Source organism: Enterococcus sp. LJL51, from assembly GCF_054871795.1.
Genome location: NZ_JBTXLW010000002.1, coordinates 129992 through 153916 on the forward strand (window position 1 = coordinate 129992; position 23925 = coordinate 153916).

The 23925-nt window shown below is 37.8% G+C and carries 23 protein-coding genes; 13 read left to right on the forward strand and 10 right to left on the reverse strand.

What is annotated here, in order from left to right; genetic code table 11:
- Nucleotides 1-199 precede the first annotated feature (199 nt).
- A complete protein-coding gene (locus tag ACYSNQ_RS02775) occupies nucleotides 200-1507 on the forward strand; it encodes an MFS transporter (RefSeq protein WP_426081274.1) in 1308 nt (435 codons plus the stop codon).
- Nucleotides 1508-1826: 319 nt separating this feature from the next.
- Here the strand turns inward: ACYSNQ_RS02775 and ACYSNQ_RS02780 are convergent, their stop codons facing one another.
- From ACYSNQ_RS02780 to ACYSNQ_RS02795, 4 genes are all read right to left on the reverse strand, one after another.
- Nucleotides 1827-2213, reverse strand: a complete 387-nt coding sequence (locus ACYSNQ_RS02780; RefSeq protein ID WP_426081275.1) for a YxeA family protein — start codon at nucleotides 2211-2213, stop codon at nucleotides 1827-1829.
- Between the two features lie 763 nt (nucleotides 2214-2976).
- Entirely contained in the window at nucleotides 2977-4527 is a 1551-nt protein-coding gene (locus tag ACYSNQ_RS02785) for a hypothetical protein (RefSeq protein WP_426081276.1), read from the reverse strand.
- Complete coding sequence (locus ACYSNQ_RS02790) at nucleotides 4520-5239, reverse strand: ABC transporter ATP-binding protein (RefSeq protein WP_426081277.1); 720 nt, start codon at nucleotides 5237-5239, stop codon at nucleotides 4520-4522. Before ACYSNQ_RS02790 ends, ACYSNQ_RS02785 begins: the two co-directional genes overlap by 8 nt.
- A 67-nt stretch (nucleotides 5240-5306) precedes the next feature.
- Nucleotides 5307-6407 carry a helix-turn-helix transcriptional regulator gene (locus ACYSNQ_RS02795; protein WP_426081278.1) on the reverse strand — a complete coding sequence of 367 codons (1101 nt, stop codon included), beginning with the start codon at nucleotides 6405-6407 and terminating at the stop codon, nucleotides 5307-5309.
- Nucleotides 6408-6765: 358 nt separating this feature from the next.
- Between ACYSNQ_RS02795 and ACYSNQ_RS02800 the strand changes: the two genes are divergently transcribed.
- The 7 genes from ACYSNQ_RS02800 to ACYSNQ_RS02830 all read left to right on the forward strand — a co-directional run bounded on the left by ACYSNQ_RS02800 (nucleotide 6766) and on the right by ACYSNQ_RS02830 (nucleotide 12572).
- Nucleotides 6766-7410, forward strand: coding sequence for a TetR/AcrR family transcriptional regulator (locus ACYSNQ_RS02800; RefSeq protein ID WP_426081279.1), 645 nt, complete (start codon nucleotides 6766-6768; stop codon nucleotides 7408-7410).
- A 114-nt stretch (nucleotides 7411-7524) separates the two neighbouring features.
- Nucleotides 7525-8382 (forward strand): ABC transporter ATP-binding protein, encoded by an 858-nt coding sequence (locus tag ACYSNQ_RS02805; RefSeq protein ID WP_426081280.1) that lies wholly within the window; start codon nucleotides 7525-7527, stop codon nucleotides 8380-8382.
- Entirely contained in the window at nucleotides 8372-9142 is a 771-nt protein-coding gene (locus ACYSNQ_RS02810; RefSeq protein ID WP_426081281.1) for an ABC transporter permease, read from the forward strand. The genes ACYSNQ_RS02805 and ACYSNQ_RS02810 overlap by 11 nt, the downstream gene beginning before the upstream one ends.
- Before the next feature lie 51 nt (nucleotides 9143-9193).
- Entirely contained in the window at nucleotides 9194-9382 is a 189-nt protein-coding gene (locus ACYSNQ_RS02815; protein WP_426081282.1) for a cysteine-rich KTR domain-containing protein, read from the forward strand.
- A 309-nt stretch (nucleotides 9383-9691) separates the two neighbouring features.
- The gene (locus ACYSNQ_RS02820; protein WP_426081283.1) at nucleotides 9692-10399 is read left to right on the forward strand and encodes a response regulator transcription factor; all 708 of its coding nucleotides are present in this window, start codon (nucleotides 9692-9694) and stop codon (nucleotides 10397-10399) included.
- Nucleotides 10389-11756 carry a sensor histidine kinase gene (locus ACYSNQ_RS02825; protein ID WP_426081284.1) on the forward strand — a complete coding sequence of 456 codons (1368 nt, stop codon included), beginning with the start codon at nucleotides 10389-10391 and terminating at the stop codon, nucleotides 11754-11756. Before ACYSNQ_RS02820 ends, ACYSNQ_RS02825 begins: the two co-directional genes overlap by 11 nt.
- Nucleotides 11757-11909: 153 nt before the next feature.
- Nucleotides 11910-12572, forward strand: a complete 663-nt coding sequence (locus tag ACYSNQ_RS02830) for a PepSY domain-containing protein (protein WP_426081285.1) — start codon at nucleotides 11910-11912, stop codon at nucleotides 12570-12572.
- A 186-nt stretch (nucleotides 12573-12758) separates the two neighbouring features.
- Here the strand turns inward: ACYSNQ_RS02830 and ACYSNQ_RS02835 are convergent, their stop codons facing one another.
- The gene (locus ACYSNQ_RS02835) at nucleotides 12759-14126 is read right to left on the reverse strand and encodes an Nramp family divalent metal transporter (RefSeq protein ID WP_426081286.1); all 1368 of its coding nucleotides are present in this window, start codon (nucleotides 14124-14126) and stop codon (nucleotides 12759-12761) included.
- Nucleotides 14127-14345: 219 nt separating this feature from the next.
- Between ACYSNQ_RS02835 and ACYSNQ_RS02840 the strand changes: the two genes are divergently transcribed.
- Nucleotides 14346-15326 (forward strand): aldo/keto reductase, encoded by a 981-nt coding sequence (locus tag ACYSNQ_RS02840; protein ID WP_426081287.1) that lies wholly within the window; start codon nucleotides 14346-14348, stop codon nucleotides 15324-15326.
- A 313-nt stretch (nucleotides 15327-15639) separates the two neighbouring features.
- Entirely contained in the window at nucleotides 15640-16782 is a 1143-nt protein-coding gene (locus tag ACYSNQ_RS02845; RefSeq protein WP_426081288.1) for a glycoside hydrolase family 88/105 protein, read from the forward strand.
- Nucleotides 16783-17062: 280 nt separating this feature from the next.
- On the opposite strand, the gene ACYSNQ_RS02850 is transcribed toward ACYSNQ_RS02845, so the two are convergent.
- The 3 genes from ACYSNQ_RS02850 to ACYSNQ_RS02860 form a co-directional block, all read right to left on the reverse strand.
- Nucleotides 17063-17191: a hypothetical protein gene (locus ACYSNQ_RS02850; protein ID WP_426081289.1), complete on the reverse strand. Its 129-nt coding sequence runs from the start codon at nucleotides 17189-17191 to the stop codon at nucleotides 17063-17065.
- Between the two features lie 460 nt (nucleotides 17192-17651).
- Nucleotides 17652-17993, reverse strand: coding sequence for a YrdB family protein (locus ACYSNQ_RS02855; RefSeq protein WP_426081291.1), 342 nt, complete (start codon nucleotides 17991-17993; stop codon nucleotides 17652-17654).
- Between the two features lie 39 nt (nucleotides 17994-18032).
- A complete protein-coding gene (locus ACYSNQ_RS02860) occupies nucleotides 18033-18416 on the reverse strand; it encodes a hypothetical protein (RefSeq protein ID WP_426081292.1) in 384 nt (127 codons plus the stop codon).
- 97 nt (nucleotides 18417-18513) lie between these two features.
- Here ACYSNQ_RS02860 and ACYSNQ_RS02865 point away from each other — a divergent pair, with 97 nt between their 5' ends.
- Complete coding sequence (locus tag ACYSNQ_RS02865) at nucleotides 18514-18870, forward strand: winged helix-turn-helix transcriptional regulator (protein WP_426081294.1); 357 nt, start codon at nucleotides 18514-18516, stop codon at nucleotides 18868-18870.
- A gap of 442 nt (nucleotides 18871-19312) precedes the next feature.
- The gene (locus ACYSNQ_RS02870) at nucleotides 19313-19609 is read left to right on the forward strand and encodes a transposase (RefSeq protein ID WP_426081516.1); all 297 of its coding nucleotides are present in this window, start codon (nucleotides 19313-19315) and stop codon (nucleotides 19607-19609) included.
- A gap of 517 nt (nucleotides 19610-20126) precedes the next feature.
- Here ACYSNQ_RS02870 and ACYSNQ_RS02875 read toward each other — a convergent pair.
- Nucleotides 20127-20858, reverse strand: a complete 732-nt coding sequence (locus tag ACYSNQ_RS02875) for a class I SAM-dependent methyltransferase (RefSeq protein WP_426081295.1) — start codon at nucleotides 20856-20858, stop codon at nucleotides 20127-20129.
- Nucleotides 20859-21114: 256 nt separating this feature from the next.
- Nucleotides 21115-22458 carry a TrkH family potassium uptake protein gene (locus tag ACYSNQ_RS02880; protein ID WP_426081296.1) on the reverse strand — a complete coding sequence of 448 codons (1344 nt, stop codon included), beginning with the start codon at nucleotides 22456-22458 and terminating at the stop codon, nucleotides 21115-21117.
- A gap of 389 nt (nucleotides 22459-22847) precedes the next feature.
- On the opposite strand from ACYSNQ_RS02880, the gene ACYSNQ_RS02885 reads away from it, so the two are divergent.
- Nucleotides 22848-23852 carry a nucleoid-associated protein gene (locus ACYSNQ_RS02885; RefSeq protein ID WP_426081297.1) on the forward strand — a complete coding sequence of 335 codons (1005 nt, stop codon included), beginning with the start codon at nucleotides 22848-22850 and terminating at the stop codon, nucleotides 23850-23852.
- Nucleotides 23853-23925: the final 73 nt, after the last annotated feature.

Sequence of the window (23925 nt, forward strand, 5' to 3'; positions counted from 1 at the left end):
TAATGAAGTTTTTTTTGTTGACAAGGAATCAAAATGGTGGTAAAGTTGTTTTTGTTTCCGAGGAAATTAAAAATCCGAATATGAACCGCGGCGTATTTTGGACTAGATGATATAGGAAATCCTTATTCAGCACTAGGAGATAGAGCTTTATGTTGGAACTCAGGAAACAAAGCAACTGATCTGAAAAGGAGAACTATTAATGATAACTAAGAAAACAATTTATTCCAAGAATTTTTTACTCGTAGCCGTTGGTCAAATCATTTCACTATTTGGAAATCAGATTTTAAGGTATGCTTTACCCTTGTATTTACTAAATGAAACCGGCTCTGCCGCTTTATTTGGTACTATTTTGGCGATATCCTTTGTGCCTATGCTGGTACTTTTTCCAATTGGCGGGATTATTGCTGATCGTGTCAACAAGCGAAATATTATGGTGTTTCTTGATTTTAGTACAGCCATACTAATTTTTTTATTTTATCTACTAGCAAATAAAATGGAAATTGTTCCATTAATGGGCATGACAATAGTCATTTTATATGGAATACAAGGAACCTATCAGCCTACTGTTCAAGCTAGTGTCCCTGAGTTAGTAGATACAGAATACATTATGCAGGGCAATGCCATTGTTGATTTAATCAGCTCCTTAGCAAGTATGGCTGGTCCGGTCATTGGCGGTATTCTTTATTCGGTTTTTGGTCTAACACCAATTTTGTATGTGAGTATGGCTTGTTTCTTTTTAGCTGCTGTAATGGAGCTGTTTATTCATATGCCTTTTGTACAGAAACAGGGAGAAGGCAATATTTTAATAACCGGACTAAATGATTTAAAAGAGAGTATCGCTTTTATCTTTAAAGAAAAACCAATCCTTTGGAAGATGTCTTTGGTATTTGCTTCTGTTAATTTATTTTTGACCTCTCTGATCTTAGTCGGTGTTCCAGTAATTATCACCCAGCATTTAGGTTTTGATGTGAGTGCTGGGAATCGTCTCTATGGCTATGCACAGGGAATTATGGCATCTGGTAGTATTATCGGTGGTTTACTAGCTGGTGTGTTTTCTAAAAAGCTGACTTTAAAGGTTAGTCCGCTGATTCTTAGCGGCTGCGCCTTAACAATACTGGTTAGCGGAGCTGCGTTGCAGCTCCTTGTAGGTCGCTCAATAAAAATCTTTTTCATTCTAGCGATTAGCTGTGGGTTACTATTGGTGTTGTCCACGTTGTTCACGATTCAAATGATGACATATTTACAAATGCTGACGCCAAAAGCACTAACTGGGAAAGTGATTTCCTGTGTTTTATGTTTGTGTATGTGCTCCAGTCCAGTTGGTCAGTTCATCTATGGAATTATTTTCGAACATATCGGCAGCAGCATCTATCTGCCGTTTTATGGAGCAGCACTCATTATGTTTTGTATCAGCTTCTTTACCCGTAAAGTTTTTTATGAAATAGCTCAGCCGAGAGAACTAAAGAGAAATGATCGTGAAGAGAAAAAATATCTAAGAAGTAATTGAGAATAACGAGAGAGTTTATGTGATAGTCAGGTTCGTAGTATTTATTCGAATAAAGAAAAAAGCAAAGCTTCCCAAGTAGCTAAAAAAACTGAAAGGTACTATCTTTAGGGCTGTCTCTCTTAGATTCTGGAGATTACCACTTTTGATATTCACAGCAATTTAGCAACTGACGAAGCTTTGCGTTAAAGTTTTTATTTTATCTATTTAACTAAAAAAAGTCTGGACAATATCTGCTAATACCTCGAATGGAATAATTAAAAATTGTAGAAGAACTTCAAATAAAGCAGTTCCAAACTCACTGATAATGGATAACAGAGCATCAATCATTGTCGCCCTCGCTTTCTAATTTTTCAGCTACTTTTTTTGGCAGCTCAGCAGCTTTTACTTCCTCCCAAGAGGTAACGCCTTTATTCTCATTAACTACCATCTTTAAGTATGCACCTTCTTTTAACGGCTGAGGGCGGGCTTCTTTGAGATGAACTATTTTTTCCTGACCATCTTCATTATAAGAAATCTGATCATACTGCCAAACGGGACTCTCATCCTCAGGAGTACCAGTATCCTCAGGGATGCTGGTTATTTTTGTGTAGTAGGAGGGACCACCATAATTATCTGCCCAATATTTGTCCATTGCATATTTTGCTCCAAATCCCAGTGCGGCTACAATACTAATAAAAATAAGACTACCTGTTATCGCTTTTTTCATGTGAATCACCCTTTCTGTAATGATAATACTCTCAAAACAGCTGGAAGAAATCAAACTTTAGACTGATTAATAAATAACAAAATTGTAAGGTCATTTGGAGAGGATTGCCATCGCTTGTTTAACGCAGTTATTGTATTGGGGATTAAAAAAAATATTAAGAAAAGTTAAACATGCAGCTGAAAAAGTAAAGGGTTAGAAAATATCTAAAAAGCAATAATAAGCTTTTTTTGAAGAAAAATGAAAAACTTGAATGTGAGTGGGACATAACTCATTTGGAATTCGGATAAACGGTGGAAGCAGTAGCACATACCAGCATTGAACTGCAACGAGTAACCGCAGGAGCACATGCCTTATTACCAACTGCGACGAGCAACCGCAGGAGCACATGCCTTATTACCAACTGCGACGAGCAACCGCAGGAGCACATGCCTTACTACCAACTGCGACGAGTAACCGCAGGAGCACATGCCTTATTACCATCTGCGACGAGTAACCGCAGGAGCACATGCCTTATTACCATCTGCGACGAGTAACCGCAGGAGCACATGCCTTATTACCATCTGCGACGAGTAACCGCAGGAGCAAAACCTGCGGAAATAAGCCGAAATTCACAAAAATTTGAAGAACACAGGTAGGAATCAGTCAACATCGACTGGCTCATATTTGTGTTTTCTGTCATTTCCGTGAATTTCGGCTTATTTTTCGGGACTAAACACTTCTGTCCCATCCTCTTTCAAGAGTAGGAATTAAATAATTATTTGGTTTAAACAATAAATACATTGACCTTTTTCATACGTGACCAGATGGCTAAACTGCCGGCTACCAGGCAGAAAGCGGCTATATAGCCTATTAAAGTAACGTTTTGAGACACAAAAGCAATTCCGACAAGCAGCAAAATCAATAAAAAACCTACAAGCATTGTCAATAAGACTGGTAAAGATTGCTTAATTATTTGCTGTTCATTTGTCCAGTCAAACCGATGGTACTTCTGATTAAGCCATAAGCTGAGTGTGACGATGAACAAGCAGTGGCTGCTAGGGAGTAAAGAGAGTAAAATTCCGCCGGCAGCAGTAATAGGAAAGCTAATCGCCAAAATAAGACAGCCGCTCCAAATCAGGGGAAGAAATACAATAAGATTCCAGAGTATTTTCACTGCGTAAATTTGTTGCACAGGAATTGGCAAAGCGGCCAATAGCCAGCTATTACGTCCTTCCATACTAATGGCAGAGCTTGTTGGTGTGCTCATTCCTAAAAAAAGACAAGGGACAAAAGGCAGCCACTCAGTTAACTGAGATAAAGATAGGGTAGTCGGTAATACAACCAACAGCTGTTTCATAAGAACAGGCACACTAAAAGCAGCCAAAAGGAATAGAAATGGACCAATCACCGTATTGATAACATAAAGCGAACTTGAAAAATAAAGCCGGGCCTCTCGTCGAATGAGTCTGCTAAAAATACTGCGACGAGTCAGCTTGTTAACTATTAGTTTTTTATGATTTGACCGGACCCCTAACCAAGAGTTTATCTGTAAATAGAAACGATCTAGAAGCAGAGAAAAAGAACCAAAAACAAGAAGAGAAATCAAATCGAAAAGCAACAGCAGCCAAGGTTGTTGGGTTAAGCCATTTTTTAGCAGCGACAATAGTGGATAGATTCCTTCCAGCTGTTTCAGCCCTTGCTCCAATAATTGAGTAACTGCAGCATCATCATACTGAGTTAGATTAAGCGATCCCAACATAAAAGCTGATAGACCGCCCAATGTTAGCAGGATAATAATTGGCTGCTGATGACGAAAGCCAGCCGCAATTACGGAAATAACTAAGGTCAATACAGCCCCTACAGTGATTGGTATTAATGGAATAAATGGCGTAATCAGTAAAGAGAACAGCAACGGCTGAAGAGTCTTTAGGTGAAAGCTGTAAATACTAATACTGGGTAAAAGAACTAGCAGAGCAAAACCAAAATTCAACAGATACAATGTCAGCATACGACTAATAATTATCATTCGCGGCTGTATAGGTAAGGAAAAGAGCGTGTCAAAGTCTCGAAATTTGAATAGTAGCTGATGTCCTTTCATAAAAGTCAGAATGAGACAAACCGCGGACGTTAGAAAAACCATTAGCGTAGGTACATATTGGTCAAGCTTTAAATAGATTAAGGTAAAACTAGCACCGGAAATATAGCTAATGGCTAAAAGCAGTAGTAAAATAAATCCTACTCCTGCACCAATCTTATAACTCTTGGAACGATAACGAAGTTTATTAAGACTAAGACCACGCAATTCCAGCCGAAGTAATATAGGAATTTTATTCATCCCCGATTACCTCCATAAATATTTCTTCAAGAGTATGCCCGTTGCGCACTTCTTCAATCGGTCCATATTTTTTCAATTGCCCCTGGTCAATCATCGCAATTTTGGTGCAAAGGGTTTCAGCTACTTCTAAAACATGAGTAGAGAAAAAAACAGCACTGCCTTGACGGCAAAGCTCCTGCAGCATTTGTTTAACGTGGAAGACTGCTTCCGGATCCAGACCAACAAAGGGCTCATCCATAATCAAAAGCTTTGGTTGATGAAGAAAGGCGGAGATAATAGCTAGTTTTTGTTTCATGCCATGAGAGTAAGTGCCGATTAAGTTGTTTAACTGGTCTGCTAATGACAGCTTCTCGCTGAATTTGACCACTCTTTTCTGACGCTGTTCACTAGAAATTTCAAAAATATCTGCAATGAAATCAAGATACTGAACGCCGGTCAGATAATCATAAAGGTCTGGATTATCGGGGAGATAAGCAATGTCCTTTTTGCACAAAAGCGGCTCTTTTTCAATATCATGTCCATTAATCATAATTTTTCCCTGGTCAAAATGTAGTGTTCCAGCGATTGACTTTAAAGTCGTTGTTTTACCGGCGCCATTATGTCCGATAAAGCCAAAAATATCACCAGGCTCTGCTTTAAGACTGAGATTCGAAACGGCAACTTTTCCTCCTGGGTATGTTTTAGTTAAGTGTTCAATCGTCAAAACTGACATTATTTTTCCAACTTTCTTTAAGGAGTTTTATACAAGGGCTTAATCATCAGACCTTCTCGGATAGCCCTTAATCAACTAAGGTGTTTAACCGTGTTAAAAGCCTTTGGTATTGCTTGTCTTTTGATAATTGATCAAAAGGAGGACCGGATACTGCTTGGATTAACTGCAGCTTAATAAGCTGCGTCTCTTTAGGAGGCTGTCCGCCATTTGAATATTCTGAAAGCCAATCTGCCACTTTAGTAAAATAACTGTCGCCGTGAAGCTCAATCGGAAAGGCTGTCTGCTCCATTAAGGAGGTAAACTTTTCAAGTAAACACAAACTGTCAGCTTCTCTGTTTAGAGACAGATACCCTGCAGCAATTTGTAGATAGAGGGGCAGAACAGTTAAAGGATGGTACTGATCAATTGAAAAAACAGTAACAAACTGCTGAGCACGATGAGCTGTTTCGACGAACTGAACTTCATTTTGATAAGTCAGCGGCAAATATTGGATAAAAACGTTCATCATGATGATTGTATATTGGAAAAGAGAGGTCTGCATAACTGTTTCAGCTTCCTCTATTTTTCCCATCATTTGCAATGCGCTAGTAATAATCAGTTCCGGCGGCAAAAAAATAGGTGTTGCTGTACCCAAAATATCTATTACTTCTTCGGGTTTTTCCTGAATGAGCACGACAGAAGCTTCCATAACCTTAGCGTGATGAATCAATTGAGGGTTATCTGATAACTCCTGTACATGAAGAAAGAGTCCACGGATTTCGGCAAGCCAGCTTTCCATTTTATCAAAAGCAGTCAAGCTGTCTAAATGATTTAAAAGCAGTACAGCCATTTGAAAAACAAAGGGTCCGCATGTCCAGTAAGTGCGAATAAGCCGTCTGATTTTCTGATCAATTTCCGGTTTTAATTCAATCAATTCTTTTTGAAGAGCAGCATAAATTGTATTGATTTCTGTAGACGTTAGTTGTGTTCGAAAGCTCAATAGCTCATCGATTGTAATATTAAAATAAGCAGCGAGTAAAGGCAACAGGCTGATATCAGGGTATGATTGTCCTGTCTCCCATTTTGAGACGGAAGCTTTGGAAACCCCTACAAAATCTGCCAGCTGCTTTTGCGTGATGTTTTTTTCTTTACGCTTGATATGAATCAATTCACCAATCTTCATTTCCATAGATAACACCTCTTTGATTTAAGTATACGTCGCTATTTATAAATGGGCAATCGATTTATAATCAACTAAACAAGGTGAAAATCAACTAATGGTAGATTTTAGGTTGATACAGAATAAGGAAGCATATGATTTTTTGCGTAATTGATATTACTGTATATTTGCTAAAAATCATCCGATTTTATCAGGATTTGCTTTTCTTCAGCTATCTTGCATTTGTTTTTTTGGTAGATGTCAATTACTAATGATGTGACTAAAAGAGTTATTGCTGATTCAAATAGCTTTCATGAAAACGTTTGACAAGTTATGATTGGTGTTTTACAATACATTCATACCGCACGAATGTTAAAGGAGGGATATTATGGCTCGAAACAAATATCCGGAAATAACGGTTGACAAAATATTAGAAGCGGCTGGACGACTTTTTTTAGAGAAAGGGTATGACAATACTACAATTGTTGATATTGTTAATGAATTGGATGGCTTAACCAAGGGAGCTGTTTACCATCATTTCAAGTCGAAAGAAGATATTATGGATGCTTTGGGAGATAAAATGTTTTTCGACAACAATCCTTTTGAAGCTGTAAAAAAGCGGACTGACTTAAATGCTCATCAAAAAATGAGAATGGCTGTTAAATTAAATCAGTCAAATGAAGATCAGGTAGAATTATCAAGACAAGCGATTCCGCTCTTAAAAAACCCTCATATTTTAGCAAAAATGATAGAATCAAATCGCCGTATCCTATATCCGTATTGGCTGGAACTAATTGAAGAAGGGCAAAAAGATGGGTCTATTCGTACAGAATATGCTAAGGAATTGTCGGAATTTTTATCGTTTATAGATACTTGGTTCATGATTTCCATGTCCGAAGGTAGTGCTGAGGAAAGTCAAAGGAGATATCTTTTTGTAGCCGAAATACTGGATAAAATGGGGGTACCTATCCATGATAGTGAAATGGAGGAAATGATAAAATCATTACCCTATTTCTCTGAAGAAAGTAAGTAAATTGTCTTTAGCAAGACAATTTTTTATTCATCTTATACATTCGTTCGGTAGGTATGTTTGTTTTTATTAATGTAGTTAAAGGTTTACCAAGAACTAATCAAAGGAGGAAATGCCGTGTCAAAATCAACTATTTCTATTGCAGTATCATCATTGAAGAAAAGCTATCAAGGCAAGGAGGTGTTAAATGATGTCAACTTTTCTGTTCCCAGTGGAACAATCTATGCTTTATTAGGTTCTAATGGTGCAGGGAAAACAACTATTGTTAAAATTCTATCTACCTTATTGAAACCAGATGGTGGGAATGCTACCATCAATGATTTTGACATAGAGAGTCAAAGCGATGAGGTCCGAGAGTGCATCAGCTTGACTGGTCAGTTTGTTGCAGTCGATGAAGTCTTAACAGGCAGGGAAAACTTGAAACTTATCGGACAGCTGCGGCGTCTGCCAGATGTCAAAAGCAAAACGAATGAGTGGCTGTCTTTTTTTAATTTAGAGGATGCAGCTAATCGTAAGGTATCAACGTATTCAGGCGGGATGCGCCGCAGATTGGATATAGCCATGAGCCTTATGGATAACCCTCAGGTACTTTTCCTCGATGAGCCTACTACTGGGCTTGACCCTCAAAATCGGATTGCAATGTGGGAATTGGTAAAAAGCTTAGCAAAGAAAGGAACAACCGTATTTCTAACAACACAATATTTAGAAGAAGCAGAATACCTTGCTGATCATGTTGCTATTCTTCATAAAGGAAAGATTCTCGTGGAGGGGACACCGCAATATCTAAAAGAGATACTGCCTAAGAGAGGAGTGTCACTTAATTTTAATAGTGAAGAAAGTGCGATTAAAGCAATTGAACTTTTAAGGGAGAATGGTATTACAGCTGATACTGTTGAACAAAATCTACCTTCATTGGAAGATGTCTTTTTAACATTAATTGATGAAAAAAAGGAGGATACCAGTCATGCATCATAAGAAGAGAAGTGTAATTATCGATTCATGGATTGTATTTAAACGGTGTTTATTAATCACCTTTAGAAATCCGGAAGCACTTTTGTCGTCAATCATACTACCATTTATAATTATGCTGTTGTTTACTGCTATATTGGGAACTACGGCGGATATAAAAGGCTTTAATTACGTTGATTTCATCGTGCCGGGTATCATTTTGCAAAGCATTGGCCAGGCTTCTCAATATTCAGCAATGAATGTCGCAAATGATATGACCAAAGGTATCATTGACCGCTTTCGTACGATGTCCATCTCAAAATCTGCCGTAATTATAGGTCATACTGGCGCTGGAATTATAAGAAATACAATTTCAACTATCATAATTATTGGTACCGCCTTTATTCTAGGCTTTAGACCGCAAGCTGACTTTTGGGGCTGGTGTACTGTAGTTGGACTTCTTATTCTTGTTAACATTGCAATTTCTCTGCTCAGCGTATTATGTGGACTAATCGCAAAGTCAGCAGAGGGTTCAATTAGTTTGATGCTTCCGTTTTTTATCCTACCCTTTATTAGTTCTGGCTTTGCTCCTGTCGCAACTATGGGCAGCGGTATTCGCTGGTTTGCTGAAAATCAACCGATGACACCGATTATTGATAGCATTCGATCACTAACATTGGATTTACCTTTAGATAATAGTCTAGTGATAGCTTTGGTTTGGTGCGTGGGTACAATCATTGTGGCATATTTTGTCTCGCTGCAAGTATACAAAAGAAAAGTATCATAGGAGACTGCAACAAGAACAAGACGAATAAATTAAAAAAAAGCTGGTGATATTATGAGAGAATCGTCATGGATTATCTGCCCTGTATGTCATGCTAAAACACGAATAAAAATTTATGCAGATACAATTATTAACAAACTACCCTTATATTGTCCAAAATGCAAACAAGAAAATTTAGTTAATATAAAGGAATTTAATGTAACAATCATAAAAGAGCCAGACGCAAAGACGCAGAGCCGATAACTGTTGGAGTAAGTGCTTCAAGTTATCGGCATTTTTAATTGTGAAAAGCATGAATTATTTAATGAAGCCTTAATAGCAGTAAATTTAAAAAAAGAATATTATATAAACTAACCCCTCAGTTTAAGCTTTTAGCGTTTTGGACAAGAAGCAAAACTTCTTTGGATTGGTTCTTTTTAGTAGATGATCAAGAGCATCTGACTTACTAGCTACTAGTCTGCCATTATATATTCTTTATGAAGATATTTTCATCATAAAATGGTTGACCTTCATTCCTTAACTAAGTAGTCTGTTACTAAGGAGGCGGTTTGTATGTCAGATGTTCAGATTCTATTGGTAGAAGATGAAGAAAGCTTGGCGAGCTTTATATCAGAAGAGTTGAGATTTGAGGAATACGCAGTGCTTCATGCCAAAGACGGTGGTGAAGCCTTAGAACTTTTTGAGGCGCATCAAAATGAACTGACGTTGATTTTATTAGATTGGATGCTGCCCAAATATGATGGCATCACAGTTGCCAGGAGAATTCGAAAGAAAAGCAATATCCCGATTATTATGATGACCGCTCGAGATCAGCTCAGCGATAAAGTAACCGGGCTGGATGTTGGGGCAGATGACTATATTACAAAGCCTTTTGATATCGAAGAGCTTTTAGCAAGAATAAGAGTCATTCTACGCAGAAATCAACAGCTGGAACAGTTGAAGAAAACACCTTCTATTTATCAGTATCAGGATTTAATTATTGAGCCTTTAAAGCATATTGCACAACGTTATGGTGAGTCTATTCAGCTTACGCAAAAGGAATTTGCACTGCTGACTGCTCTGATGAAACGACCGGAGGAAGTCTTAAGTAGAGGTGAGCTGCTCAATGAAGTTTGGGGCTACGATTATTTTGGACAAACCAATACTGTAGATGTGTATATTCGTTCTTTGAGAAATAAAATGGATTATCAAAAGGAGACACGGCTAATTCAAACTATTCGAGGTGTGGGGTATATTTTGAGGGCAGCAGATGAAAAATAAAAAAAGACAGAACATCTGGCGTAATAGTAGCCGCCATCAATTATCGGTTCGTTTTACTTTGTTGCTTTCAGCAGCAATTTTACTGTTAAGTTTTTCAATTGTAGCTGTTTTGACTAGAGAATTGTATGATTCTATCAAAAATCAGGCAGAGATGCTGACTGAAACGATGGAGAATGCTGATACTGAGAATCAAGCGAAATGGCTGGATTTTCTAGAGACTTACACTTCTGGAGATAGCTCCCCTTATTTGGTGCGGGTGACTTTGAGTTCTGGGGAAGTTATATTTTCACATGAAGCTAAGACTGTGTTCAATCACTTTTCCAGTATGAAGCAGCTGTTCTTTTTAGATAATATATTATGGGACAGTGATGGGGATCCCTATTTTTACACCACCATGGCTAAGGATGGGGCAACGGCTGCCATTCTGGTGGATATCGAAGATCAGTTTGAATTGATTCAAAGCGTACTTATCCTCACTAGTATTCTAACGATTGTAATTTTACTAATTGGCTCTATTCTTATTTATCGGTTTGCCAATGTATTTAGCCGTCCGTTGCGCTTAATGAATGAAGAAATCGGAGAGTTGAGCAGAACGGAAGAGCAAGAGGGAGTATTGACTGTTCCGAACAGCCCGCAAGAGGTCAAGTATGTTTCTGAATCCTTTAATGATTTGCTGATGAAGCAGCGAAATTCCATGGAAAGAGAAAAGCAATTTGTAACCGATGTTTCCCATGAACTGCGGACGCCGCTAGCTGCTATTCGCGGTCATGTAGACTTAATTAATCGAAGAGGAACTAAGCATCCTGAGGTCATTCCTAAATCAATTCATTATATTGATTCTGAATCGAGACGTATGACAGTAATGGTTGAACAACTGCTGGTATTAGGTCGAGGCGAACAAAAAGCTTCTTCCATGCTTCATTTTTCAGCTGTTTTACAGCTAATGCTTGATGAGCTGCAGGTGATGATCCAGCAAGAGATAGTGACAGAAATTGATGAGCAGGTTTACCTTGAAATAAATGAAGATAATTTACGACAGATTATTCGTAATTTGATTGAAAACGCAGCTAAATACACAACAATAGATGGAAAAATCTTTATTCGTCTCTTGCAAAAAAAAGAATCAGTCGACTTTGAAGTGGCAGATACAGGACTTGGCATTACTGAAGAGGATAAAGAACTTATATTTAACCGCTTTTATCGGGCGGATCGTTCCAGATCTAGTCGAATTTCCGGTTCAGGCGTTGGATTAGCCATCGTCCAAGAGCTTGTTAAGCAGTATCATGGATTAATAGAGGTATTGGATAATGCACCTCAGGGAAGCCGTTTTATTGTCCGCTTTCCAATAAAAAAATAAAATGAAGATTTCTTCATAAAAGTTTTATTTTTGTTTGGATTTTATACGTTCAGCTTCTGATACTATAGAGTCATCAAAGCAATATAATTAGCTGATTTTAGAAAATATTTACTAACAGCTGCTTTAATTTCAAAAAAGAAGGGAACGATTAAAATGAAAAAAATAGGAATAATAGGACTAGTTACCTTAGGTGTGCTTTTGACAGGGTGTACTGCTAATCGAAATGAGCTACCGCCAGAGAATCGGAACAGCAATTCAACTACGAGTAAATCTTCAGAAGCAGCAGAGTCATCTCAAACCAGTGAAGCGCCTGAAAACACAACGGAGGCAACGAGTGGGGCATCTGTTCAAACAGGCTCTGCCTTAGAAGGGATTGAACGCTCAGCAGAAGAGGCCATTAAAGCCTATCAAGAGGCATACCCCGATACATCTGTGACATCGCTGGAGTTAGATACTTCATTTGGCAGTTATTATTATGAAGTCAAAGGAATGGATGACAACGCGGAGTATGAAGTGAAGATAAATGCCAAAACCGGCGAGCTGGCCAAAGAAAAAGAGGAACGGCTTGACGCCGATGAACAAAATGGGGTTGAACGGAAAAGTGAAGAGCTCTCTCTCGAGGGGATTTTGTCAATTGATGAGGCTGCCGCTGCGGCACTGAAAGCAGTTGGACAAGGCGAGGCAATTGAATGGTCATTGGAGAGAGAAATGTCTACTACCTATTGGGAAGTAAAAGTTGTGAATGGACGTTCTGAAGCATCTGTCAAGCTAGATGCAAAAACCGGAGCAATTTTGGAAACAGAAATGGATGACTAAAAAAAGTTTATCTTAAAGAGCGTGGAGGATTGGTCCAGCTCAAGAAAATAAGTCGGAATATATTGAAAATGAGCGTACCTCAAGCAATCATTTTCGGATATTCCGGCTTATTTTTAATAGGATACTTTTGAAAGATAAGGATTAAAGCTTCTTTTATTCAGCTTAACCAATGTTCCAGTCTCATTTTTAGAAAATATTGGATAAGGTTTCAATAATTAGCTGAAAATTGAGAACTGTTAGACAGATGGTACAGCCCCAGCCTAAAATGCTGACCCACAAAGGATTTTTGAAACGTTCACCCATAATTTTTTTCGAGCCAGTAAAATAAACCAAAGGAATCATAGAAATTGGTAAGGCAATACTTAAAAATACTTGAGAGTATATAAGCAAGCTGTCTAAAGCTGCTTCATTGCCGCCAAAGTATATCGTGCAAAGTAAAACAGGAACAACTGAAAGCAGACGAGTGATGACTCTGCGTGCCCAGGTAGGTATTTTCATATGAATAAAGCCTTCCATAACAACTTGACCAGTTAGTGTTCCTGTGATAGTAGAATTTTGACCAGAAGCCAGCAAGGCAACCGCAAAAAGCGTACTCAACACAGGGCTGGCAACGTCTCCGGCAATCGAAGAATCCTGTAGAGCATTGTATAGAGAGGAGAATGTTCCTAGTTCTTCTCCATGACCAAAGAAAAGAGCACTTCCAAGAATTAATAAGAGACAGTTAATAATAAAAGCAGCGGAAAGCTGAATATTTGAATCCCAAGTGGCAAATCTAACCGCTTTAGCTGTATGTTCTTCATCCTCCCGGTCATATTTTCTTGTTTGAGAGAGAGAAGAATGAAGATAAAGGTTATGAGGCATGACGGTTGCCCCTACAATCCCCAAAGCCATGGTGAGTTGTCCGTGATTCAAAATCTGCCTTTGAGGAATGAAACCTTTTAAAACGTCAGGAATATTTGGCTGAGAAATAATTACTTCATAAAGAAAAACCGCCATAATGACTGTAATTAAGGTGATAACAATGGCCTCGATTTTTCGAAAGCCCAGCTTCATCAAAAACAACAGCAGCAAAACATCGAAAATTGTTAAAACCACCCCGACTATCAAAGGGATACCAAACAGCAAATTCAAGGCAATTGCTCCGCCGATAACTTCAGCAATATCTGTGGCCATAATTGCCAGTTCTGCAACAATCCATAAAACAAAGCCCAACTTTTTACCAGTATATACTCGAGTAGCTTGTGCCAAATCAAGGTGAGTGACAATCCCCAGCTTAGCCGCCATATATTGAAGCAGCATTGCAATTAAGCTTGAAAGAAGAATGACGGATATTAGCAGATAGCCATACTTGGCACCACCGCTAATAGAAGTAATCCAATTTCCGGGATCCATGTAGCCTACCGCAACAAGAGCGCCAGGACCAGAAAAGGCCAGCAGATTTTTCCAAAAGCTTCCTGAGTTTGGTACGGCTACTGAATTATTTATTTCAGACAGACTAGGTCCGTTCGCATCTTTTAGAAATTTATGGTAGTTATGTTGTGATTGTTCATCCATGTAGCTCATCTCCTTTTTAGGTGTACCTAAAACTGATTAAATAATAGTCCTAAAAATCATAGATTTCAAGCAAAAACACTTAGTTAAAGGAAAGAAAAAAATAAAATAGCTGATTCAGAATCAAAAAAATATGAGTAAAAAATAGTGTGATTGTTCTTGACCTAAAGTCGACTTTAAGTGGTATAGTAAAAGCAACTTATTTCGAAAGGGGTTTCATTGATGGAATATATAAAATTAGGAACAACTGGTATGGATATTTCCAGGATTTGTCTAGGAGCAATGAGCTTTGGGGATCCGGAACGCTGGCTACACAAGTGGGTTTTAGAAGAAGAAGACAGCCGAATAATTATTAAGAAAGCGTTGGATCTGGGGATTAATTTTTTTGATACAGCTAATGTTTATTCTCTTGGACGCAGCGAAGAAATTCTAGGAAAAGCGTTAAAGGATTACGCAAATCGAGATGAAATTGTACTTGCAACCAAGGTACACGGTAAAATGCATGAAGGACCGAACGGCTCAGGTTTATCAAGAAAGGCAATTCTTTCTGAAATTGAACACAGTCTTAAAAGACTTCAAACAGAATATGTTGATGTCTATATTATTCATCGCTGGGACTACGATACGCCTATCGAAGAAACGATGGAGGCGCTGCACGATGTAGTAAAATCTGGAAAGGCCCGTTATATTGGCGCTTCTGCGATGTATGCCTGGCAGTTTCAAAAGGCGCAGAATATCGCAGAGAAAAACGGCTGGACGAAATTTGTCTCTATGCAGAATCATTTAAATCTTATTTACCGTGAAGAGGAAAGAGAGATGATTCCCTATTGCCAATCAGAAGGGATATCTTTGACGCCTTATAGTCCGTTGGCCTCTGGCAGACTAACAAGGGATTTATCAACTCAAACAAAAAGAGGGGAATCCGATGCGATTGCCCGCTCAAAATATGATCAGACAGCAGAAAAAGACCAGCTGGTTATTGAACGGGTAGCAGAGCTGGCTGAGAAATATCTGGTAAGTAGAGTTCATATTTCGTTAGCATGGCTGCTTCAAAAAGAATCGGTTGCTGCGCCAATTATTGGTGCAACGAAGCTGAGCCATGTAGAAACAGCAGCGGACGCCGTAAACTTCCGGCTTTCAGCAGAAGATGTCCTTTATTTGGAAGAACCCTATATTCCCCATGCTATTGTCGGTTTTTCTTAGAAAGCATGAAAACAGTTCGATGAATAGTTGCCTGCTGAAACTGCCGGTAGCCGACACTAATAGTCTCGGTGGTTTACTGTTTAACGTGCTGTCTGATTCATTTTGGGCAGTTTCACTTGATTATTCGTCAGTAGTGACAATTCCTTTGTAGATGGCTTGTTGGGCCGGAAGTTCCTTGCTATACTTTTTATGAAAGCGCAAACTTTGGCTGACTGCTTAGGTTTTTACTAAAATCAGAAATAAGATAAGATTGGCAACACGCAGCTGTTCTTGTCGAAATGCAGTAAAAAGAATGAGCAAGGAGAAGATAATTATGGAACAAGTGAAGCAGTTTTTTGATGAAATATTGGCTAACACAACCCCTGAGCGGCCGTTATGGAACAAGGAAGCAGCGGTGACCAGTGCGCCTAAGTGGAGCTATATTGACGGATGTATGGCCTTGGCTGTGTGGAAAATGTATGAAGCGGAGCAAACAGACGATTACTTACGCTTTCTTGATGAGTTTATTGACTTTTATGTTGAAGAGAACGGTGAAATCCTTGGTTATGATAAAGAAGAGCATAACTGTGACAATATCAATGAAGGAAAAGTGCTGTATCCTTTAATGGAGCAGACAAAGAAAGCGAAATACGGCTATGCACTAAAAAAGCTATATGAGCAGCTGCTGGAGCAGCCAAGAACCCCGGGAGGCAACTTCTGGCATAAAGAAATTTATCCAAATCAGATTTGGCTGGATGGATTGTATATGGTTCAGCCTTTTTACAGTCAATATGATCAAATCTTTAATAGTGGCGTTAATCACGCTGATATCTTTCAACAGTTTCAGCAGGTTTATCAGCTGATGCGTGATCCTCAAACAGGATTATTCTATCACGGAGTGGATGAAAGCCGAGAAGCTTTTTGGGCAGACGCAAAAACCGGCTGCAGTCAAAACTTCTGGACGAGGTCACATGGCTGGTACGCGATGGCACTGGTTGATACCCTTGATTACTTTGATCCTGAGAACCAAGAGGAATACAACGAGCTCATTCGTCAGTTCCAAGAGCTCTTATCTACTCTTCTTAAATATGCGGATGAAAAGACCGGCATGTTCTATCAAGTAACGGATCAGGGAGCAAGGGCAGGGAACTACCTTGAAACAAGCGGCAGCTGTGCTATTGCTTATTCTCTGATGAAAGGAGCACGAAAAGGCTATCTTCCTCTTAATTATTTTGAACGTGGAGCAGAGCTTTTGGAGTCAATCGTTCATCACAAGCTGATAAAAACAGAAGCAGGATACGTATTGCAGGATATCTGTTTGGTTGCTGGCTTGGGAGGAATGCCGGGGCATGGCAGTTATAAAGTACGGGACGGCAGCTATGCCTACTATATTTCCGAGCCCATTGTGGAAAATGATGCTAAAGGAATTGCTCCGCTGGTTTTTGCCTATGCGGAATATATTCAAAAAAAACATTGAAGTAATTTAATCGTTTATATACCACCGAAAAATTGTTTTAAATGGTAATAAATAACAATTCTAATAAAAAATAAAAGCTGAGCAGTTAAGTAATTCCAGAAAGGATTACAAGCTACTCAGCTTTTTTATGCAAAAGGTCTGATAATAGAGAAAACTATATATAAATAATAGCATAATTCTTCTTCAGATAAAATTATTATGTTTAAAAAAATTAATTTTTTTGATAAAAATAGCAAACTTGGTACATTTATTTACATTCTTTTAGTAGAACCTGAAAAATTTAAGCATTTGTTAAAAAGCCTTGAATCGTTCCGACAAATATTGGAATAAAGCTGTCGATAAAACCGAGACTGAGTGCTGTTTTTTGTAAAAGTGTCAATTCCTTAAATTGTTTTGCAAAACCAATCAAAAGTAATATTACTCCAAAAAAACTGATAAAACTAGCAACAACGTAAATATTCTACATTTATAATTGAGGTCGAGACAAAAGTGTTTAGCTCCGAGAACCAAGTAGGTACTGTTCAACATCAGCTCATCCCTCGCTGTGTTTCACAGCAATAAGACGAATTATCCGAAAATAGCTTTTCATATTTTTGAGATAGTTCGGCTTATTTCCGAGAGAGCTACTTTTGGAACGCCGTTTATTCGGATTTTAGAGAAAGAAGAGTTCGGGCATTTACTTATGTCCCAAACTCGTTAAATAATTCGCATAATTTCTAGAAAAAAAGTCATCGATTGCTTAAGCATTCGATTTTTTTCCTTTTTTAACAGATTGATATTTCCAGATTATTCTGACTATATTTCTGCAACACTAATAATATTTAGTAAAAATAAAATGTCTGATTGAGCATAAATCATACATGATAAGATTAAAGTGTTCCAAAGTAGGCACTAAGTCCAAGGTTAATGACAACAATAGCACCAAAAATGACTGCTGCAGAAGACTGCTTCGTACTAAGTAAACAGCACACTACAATTCCAAAAAGCAAGCATTTTAACGCCACAAGCCACAGCCCTTCAAGACGATAGCTTGAAGATGGCGCACACCAAATACTCCAAATGACAATTGTTAGTATTGGTGCTAACAAACCAGCTGTAACACGAATAATTTTACTGGAGTGAAGAGTGAATCCCCAATATCCCAAAATAAATATAGCAAATATTTCTATCAGAAAAGCAATTGCTATATTACTATTTTTAATTAAGTTCATTACGTTCTCCTTTTTTATTATATATTTTATCACTAGCAACTATAAGAACAATATCATACAACTAAGCACAAAAGTTACTAGGCTAAATGGTGTCATAATTTTGTGTTCTTTCTTACTTTTCGTTAATAGTCCGTTAAATAAAACAGCGAAGAAAAGGAATATAGGTGTTAAGTTTATTAAACTTCTGTCAAACTGATTAAATGCTGAAATATGAATCAATTGACCATGGTTAAGATAACTAATGCCAACAATCGTCCAAATGAGCAAGAGAAAGAAGCTGACAATTCTTACTTTGAATGGCAGCACGATATTTTTTCCACCTAGTACATATTCGCCAAAAGGAAAACCAAATATTAATAGTAGATGAAGTAAGGCATTGAGAAAAAAACTGATTGCAATTATTATGTTAAGTATTTCTGTCATTGTATTCTCCTTTAGTATTAACTGGTTTGAGTATATAATAATAAATTGGATGGTACAATTACGCACAAAAAAGTAAGTAGCTAGTGGAGGTTAAGATTTGAAATCAGAAAAAGAAAATAAATGCATTGTTGCAGATTATGGTTTTGAAAATATAGAAAAATTATTAACTATGATAGGTGGCAAGTGGAAAATACAAATTATTTATCACTTGAGTGGGAACGCTAATATTAGATATGGACAACTAAAAAGAAAAATTCCTGAGGTCAGTCATAAGATATTGTCGGCTCAGCTTAAAGACTTAGAGAAAGACAAACTAATTTCAAGAATAGAATACAATGAAATTGTGCCTAGAGTAGAATATTTGCTTACAGAGCTTGGAAGAAGTCTTTTGCCAGTTTATGAAGTATTTGGAAAATGGTATGAGGAAAACAGAGATGTTTTAGAAATGAGATAAAAATAAAAGGGAGCTGTGATATTATACCTCAGTCCATTTAAACTCGGATAAATGGTGTTTCAAAATTAATCTCTTCGACAATACGGTAAAACTCGTAAAAATCTGTGGAAAAATTTTAGCCGTATTGCTTGAAGCTGACCATTTCTTATACGCAGGTTCTATGACTAAATGATTGGTGAACTAAGTAGAGTGATCTAGTTTGTCCCTCAAGGTGCCTCAATAAATAATGGCTCTATAATATTTTGTGTTGGTGGAAATTCCTAAAGGAAAACGCACTAACAGTTTTTTGAGTGTTCAAACACAAAAAAGGAACAACTAACTGATAAAATGAAATCGACTAAAAACCAAATCATCAGAAAGGTTTGTTCCCTATGGATAAGAAAACCAGAAAATTACTTGGACTAACAGATAAACACCTCTCCTTTGGAGAGGAGTGGCTTGAATACAGACAGATGAAAGGAGTTCAGGCTCAAGTCACAAAGCCACACTTACATATAGAACAACACATTGCGAAAGATGTGGCCTAAAAAATCAAGGTCAAATTATCACTAATGCTTTTCGTTATTCTTTCTCCAACGGGGTGACAGAAGGACTAAACAACAAGATGAAAGTAATCAAGCGTGTTGTCTATGGTTATCGTAATTTCTATCATTTTCGTTCGCGTATTTACAGTATTCAAGGTCTTATTTTTTCACAACATGAAAAAGAAAAACAAGCGAATAGTTCCGCAGCTCTATAGGCAAATCGGGAATTAGCAGTTCTACTTGTGTAGGAACATTTAGTGGGATGGTATGCGTTCGATGATAGATGAATGTGCAGCATTCATACCTTATATTGGAGCTAGCTGTCCAACTACGAATATACCTTGCGAAGCCTGCCTCTGCGATTACTCGAGGCAAAGCATAATGAACTTATGGGCTTAGCTGCCCAAATCATTCGTGCTGTTTTCCTTTTCTCTAAAAAGAACTTGAAACAAACTCAGAGGTTTCTCTGTTCTTTTGTTCCAAGCTCTATCGTTTTATTCAGTTTTTTGTCCTACCAACACATTTTGACGTAGAACCTAAATAATCGACCCACAAGCTACTTCTGCCCTTTTTAATATGATAGGAGATAGTTTGCAGGTCGATTATTTTCATTCTGCTTGGTGCCGGGAACCCGCCATGGGTGTCTGTCTTAAGCTTAATCCTGTCTAAATCAAACAACGGACAGCTAGAGAAATTATCAATTGTTGCAGTCCTACAATCAGCTGTTTTTGATTAAACTTTAACAGCTTTAATAATCAACATCATAGGTCTGCGCAGCTCATCCTTCATTCCAGGGATATTCAGCATATTTTCAGGGGGCATAGGCTCGACAACTCGTTCCAGTTGGAATCCATTTTGCAGGAGTCCATCAATATAAGTTGTTAGAGTCTTGTGATATTTAGTAACCTGTTCACCTAGAAATTCAGCAGTTCTTTTGCCCTCGTAAAAATAGTTATCTACTGGAAACGAGCTAATTTCTCCTTGATCATCATACAGCCAATCTTGTTTTCCTTCAGCTGTAAATATCGGATGCTCTACAGAAAAAACAAAGGTTCCACCGGATACTAAAAATTTTGCGACGTGCTGAGCAACAAGCTCGAATGACGGAATATAGTGCAGCGCTAGAGAGCTTAGCACAATATCAAAGCTATCTTCCGGAAAATCAACATCTTCAATCCCTGCATGAAGATATTTTACCTGAGGATAGTGTGTTTTTTCTTTTGCAATAGCCAACATCTTTTCAGATAAATCAACACCAATCACGGAAGCAGCTCCTTGTTCCGCGGCATAAATACAATGCCAGCCATAACCGCAGCCTAAATCCAACACTCGTTTTCCCGAAAAGGCGGGGAGTAACGTTTGAAGTGTCTGCCACTCGCCAGCTCCGTCAAGCCCTTTTTTTGAACGCTCCATTTGGCTGTACTTCTCAAAAAATGTTTGTTTGTCATAATGGTTTTCTTTCATTTGATTTCCCTCCATGTAAATTACTTAGCTAGTCCTTTATCTACATGGAGCGAATTCTCTTTTATGGGCAATCATATCATCACCTATTTCTATTTTGATACCTGTATTCTAGCATAAAGAAGTAAAGACCGCTATGATGAGAAAGCATTTGTACAAAAAAGTTAAATGAACAACGGAAATGATTTTAGTGAAAGAGACATGACTTGAGGATTGCTAAACCAATTATACAAAATAAAGCAGAAATTTTTCTAAATTCCTAACCAATCATTACACTCTCATCAGGATATTTGAATTTGCCGGTCTGTTTGTTGCCTCTTGCCAGCAATGAAAAACCAACAGTAAAAATACCGACCCGGCCAATGTACATCAAAAGCATAATAATAATTTTTCCTGCTAAAGATAGTTCTGGTGTTAGTCCCATAGTTAAACCTACTGTGCCAAAAGCAGAAAAGACTTCAAAAGCGATATACTCAATCCCGTAATAATCAGGTATTTTTTCGGTGATTGAAAGAATCATAATTGAAACAACACATAATGATAGAGTGAGAAAGAACAATGTAAGTGCTCTGAAAACAGCCGTACTGCGAATCGTGCGCTCATGATATTCAGCTCGTTCACGACCTTGAAATAAAGATTTTATCTGTATTACAAGGATTGCAAAGGTCGTGGTTTTCAAACCGCCGGCTGTAGAGCCCGAAGTTCCACCAATGTACATTAAAAACATAGTGGCTATTAAGCCGGCATTTGTCATATTTAGATAATTAATCGAATAATAGCCTGCAGTTCGCGGAGTTACAGACATAAAGAATGTGTTCGCAAGGCGATCAATGAAATTTGTTCCCTCGGTTAGATTTCCAGCATTTTGCTCAGTAAAGAAAAAGATAATAAACCCGCCAACCAATAGCCAGAAAGTAGTAGTTAGGGCAATTCTGGTGTGAAGAGAAAGCCGCTTGCGCTTACGGTAAAGTAAGATATCCTGCCAGACAATAAAACCAAGTCCGCCCGAAATAATCAGTAAGCCAATAACCAATAATAAATACGGATTTGATTGGTAAGGAACCAGACTGTCCCCAAGCAGGTCAAAACCAGCGTTACAAAAGCTGGATATTGAATGGAAGATACTATAGAATGTTCCTTTTCCCCAGCCAAATTCAGGAATGAACTGGAAAGAAAGTAAGACTGCTCCTAACAATTGGATAAACAGAGCTAGCTTTAAAATATAAATCATTAGGCGAAAAGCTCCGGACATATCATCTAAATTCAATGCTTCCCTCAGCAGCATTCTGGTACTAAGAGATACTTTTTTTCTTAGAACAAAATAGAAAATTACTGGAAGCGTCATAAATCCTAAACCGCCAAGTTCAATTAAAAGCATAATCAGCACCTGTCCAGCTGGATTCCAATGGAGAGCAGTATTTACTGTTGTTAATCCGGTTACGCAGACCGCTGAAGTAGCAGTAAATAATGCATCAATAAAAGGTGTTGCTTCTCCACTGCGGGAAAAAATTGGTAGAGAAAGCAGAATTCCGCCAGTAAAAATAATCAGAAAAAAACCTAAAGCCAGTACTTGAACGACTGAAAAATGTTTTTTAGATTTCATAGTAGGTGTATGTGTCCTTTACAATAGTTTTTGATTTTTCTAGTGTATCACTTTCCTTCAAATATTTCAGCCTTTAACTCAAAATAGAATAAAAGGAAATTACTGTTTTTTTCCAAAGAAAAAGTTATCGGTTAGACAGGGGAGAACAAAGAGAGGTGGCAACCGATTAGACAAAAGGAAGTAGGGGAATAGTATCAAGCCTATACTAGAATTATATGTACATACAAACAGTCAGCAATTTATAGAGCTTTGATTTTTTTTCTGATTTCCTGTAGACTAAATAAGGTTTGATTTGCAGTGGTCAGAGAAATAGTGAACAGGTTACCTGATTACAGCTGTATCTAGGCAGTAATATATCCGTATCTGACCAATAGAAGGAGAAAGACAAAATGGATATTTATTTGAAAAAAGCAGTATTACATATTATCGACAGAGAGACGGGGACACCAGTTTTCTCAGAAAACGAACTGGATTTAACAACTGAATATATTCGGATTTATTTGACAAATAAAGTGAATAAGCTGTCGACCGCTCAGACAAAAACTGGTATCTTGATTCAGGAAAGCAGCTTTGTTGATAAGATGAACGGTATTCCCACTGATTTTATTTCAAAAAGCCAGCAGCTTGTTCAGCATTGGTATGACATTTATTCCAGTAGTGAAGACGGACCGAGTGCTGATATTCTGGTTATTCTCTATGAAGAAGATACCATCCTGCATTTAGCTATGCTGAAGCTGAACTACAAAGAAAACTATACGCATTTCGTGGATTATGAAAATGAGTCAGTTTACAACAAGCTGATTATCAACCGGGCAATTCTGCCGTCAAAAACGCAGAAGCCAGACGAAGGCATCATTATCAATTTAGATACGTTGAGCTATGAGCTGTTGGAAAAAAGGTATGAATTCTCAGGTGAGAAGCTTTGGTATTTTTCTGAAAAAGTGATTGAATCTCAACCGGCTCCTTCTTTGGAGGAAAATATCAAAGAGATAAAGAAAGCTGTGAAACGTATCGGTAAGAAATATGATGAAGATGAGTTCGAACTAATTGCTTCGGTGAAGGAAGCTGTTTATGAAAGTATCGAAGAGACTGGCACCATCGATAATCAGCAAATTGCCGAGCAGGTTTTTAAAGAGAATATCTCGGCACGAATGGCTTATCAGGAAGAAGTCAATGAATCAAAGTTTGTTGATAAAACACCACCGGTACGTGAAGCAAGGGAAATATCAGAGAAAAAATTCGGCAAACAGAAGTTGAAAATGGATAATGGAATTGAATTAATCGTTCCTATTGAAGTTTACCGCAATAGTGATTTAATTGAATTTGTAAACAATCCTGACGGGACTGTTTCAATTACCTTGAAAAATATTGAAAAAATCAGTAATCAATTATAAAGAATCGATAATGCTTTTAGAAAAAAATCAGAGACTGCTACATAGTTATTTCGACTATGCGGCAGTCTCTGGT

Coding starts and splice junctions, on each gene's coding strand:
- ACYSNQ_RS02775 (WP_426081274.1), top strand. CDS start 200: ATGATAACTAAGAAAACAATTTATTCCAAGAATTTTTTACTCGTAGCC.
- ACYSNQ_RS02780 (WP_426081275.1), bottom strand. CDS start 2,213: ATGAAAAAAGCGATAACAGGTAGTCTTATTTTTATTAGTATTGTAGCC.
- ACYSNQ_RS02785 (WP_426081276.1), bottom strand. CDS start 4,527: ATGAATAAAATTCCTATATTACTTCGGCTGGAATTGCGTGGTCTTAGT.
- ACYSNQ_RS02790 (WP_426081277.1), bottom strand. CDS start 5,239: ATGTCAGTTTTGACGATTGAACACTTAACTAAAACATACCCAGGAGGA.
- ACYSNQ_RS02795 (WP_426081278.1), bottom strand. CDS start 6,407: ATGGAAATGAAGATTGGTGAATTGATTCATATCAAGCGTAAAGAAAAA.
- ACYSNQ_RS02800 (WP_426081279.1), top strand. CDS start 6,766: ATGGCTCGAAACAAATATCCGGAAATAACGGTTGACAAAATATTAGAA.
- ACYSNQ_RS02810 (WP_426081281.1), top strand. CDS start 8,372: ATGCATCATAAGAAGAGAAGTGTAATTATCGATTCATGGATTGTATTT.
- ACYSNQ_RS02815 (WP_426081282.1), top strand. CDS start 9,194: ATGAGAGAATCGTCATGGATTATCTGCCCTGTATGTCATGCTAAAACA.
- ACYSNQ_RS02820 (WP_426081283.1), top strand. CDS start 9,692: ATGTCAGATGTTCAGATTCTATTGGTAGAAGATGAAGAAAGCTTGGCG.
- ACYSNQ_RS02825 (WP_426081284.1), top strand. CDS start 10,389: ATGAAAAATAAAAAAAGACAGAACATCTGGCGTAATAGTAGCCGCCAT.
- ACYSNQ_RS02830 (WP_426081285.1), top strand. CDS start 11,910: ATGAAAAAAATAGGAATAATAGGACTAGTTACCTTAGGTGTGCTTTTG.
- ACYSNQ_RS02835 (WP_426081286.1), bottom strand. CDS start 14,126: ATGGATGAACAATCACAACATAACTACCATAAATTTCTAAAAGATGCG.
- ACYSNQ_RS02840 (WP_426081287.1), top strand. CDS start 14,346: ATGGAATATATAAAATTAGGAACAACTGGTATGGATATTTCCAGGATT.
- ACYSNQ_RS02845 (WP_426081288.1), top strand. CDS start 15,640: ATGGAACAAGTGAAGCAGTTTTTTGATGAAATATTGGCTAACACAACC.
- ACYSNQ_RS02855 (WP_426081291.1), bottom strand. CDS start 17,993: ATGAACTTAATTAAAAATAGTAATATAGCAATTGCTTTTCTGATAGAA.
- ACYSNQ_RS02860 (WP_426081292.1), bottom strand. CDS start 18,416: ATGACAGAAATACTTAACATAATAATTGCAATCAGTTTTTTTCTCAAT.
- ACYSNQ_RS02875 (WP_426081295.1), bottom strand. CDS start 20,858: ATGAAAGAAAACCATTATGACAAACAAACATTTTTTGAGAAGTACAGC.
- ACYSNQ_RS02880 (WP_426081296.1), bottom strand. CDS start 22,458: ATGAAATCTAAAAAACATTTTTCAGTCGTTCAAGTACTGGCTTTAGGT.
- ACYSNQ_RS02885 (WP_426081297.1), top strand. CDS start 22,848: ATGGATATTTATTTGAAAAAAGCAGTATTACATATTATCGACAGAGAG.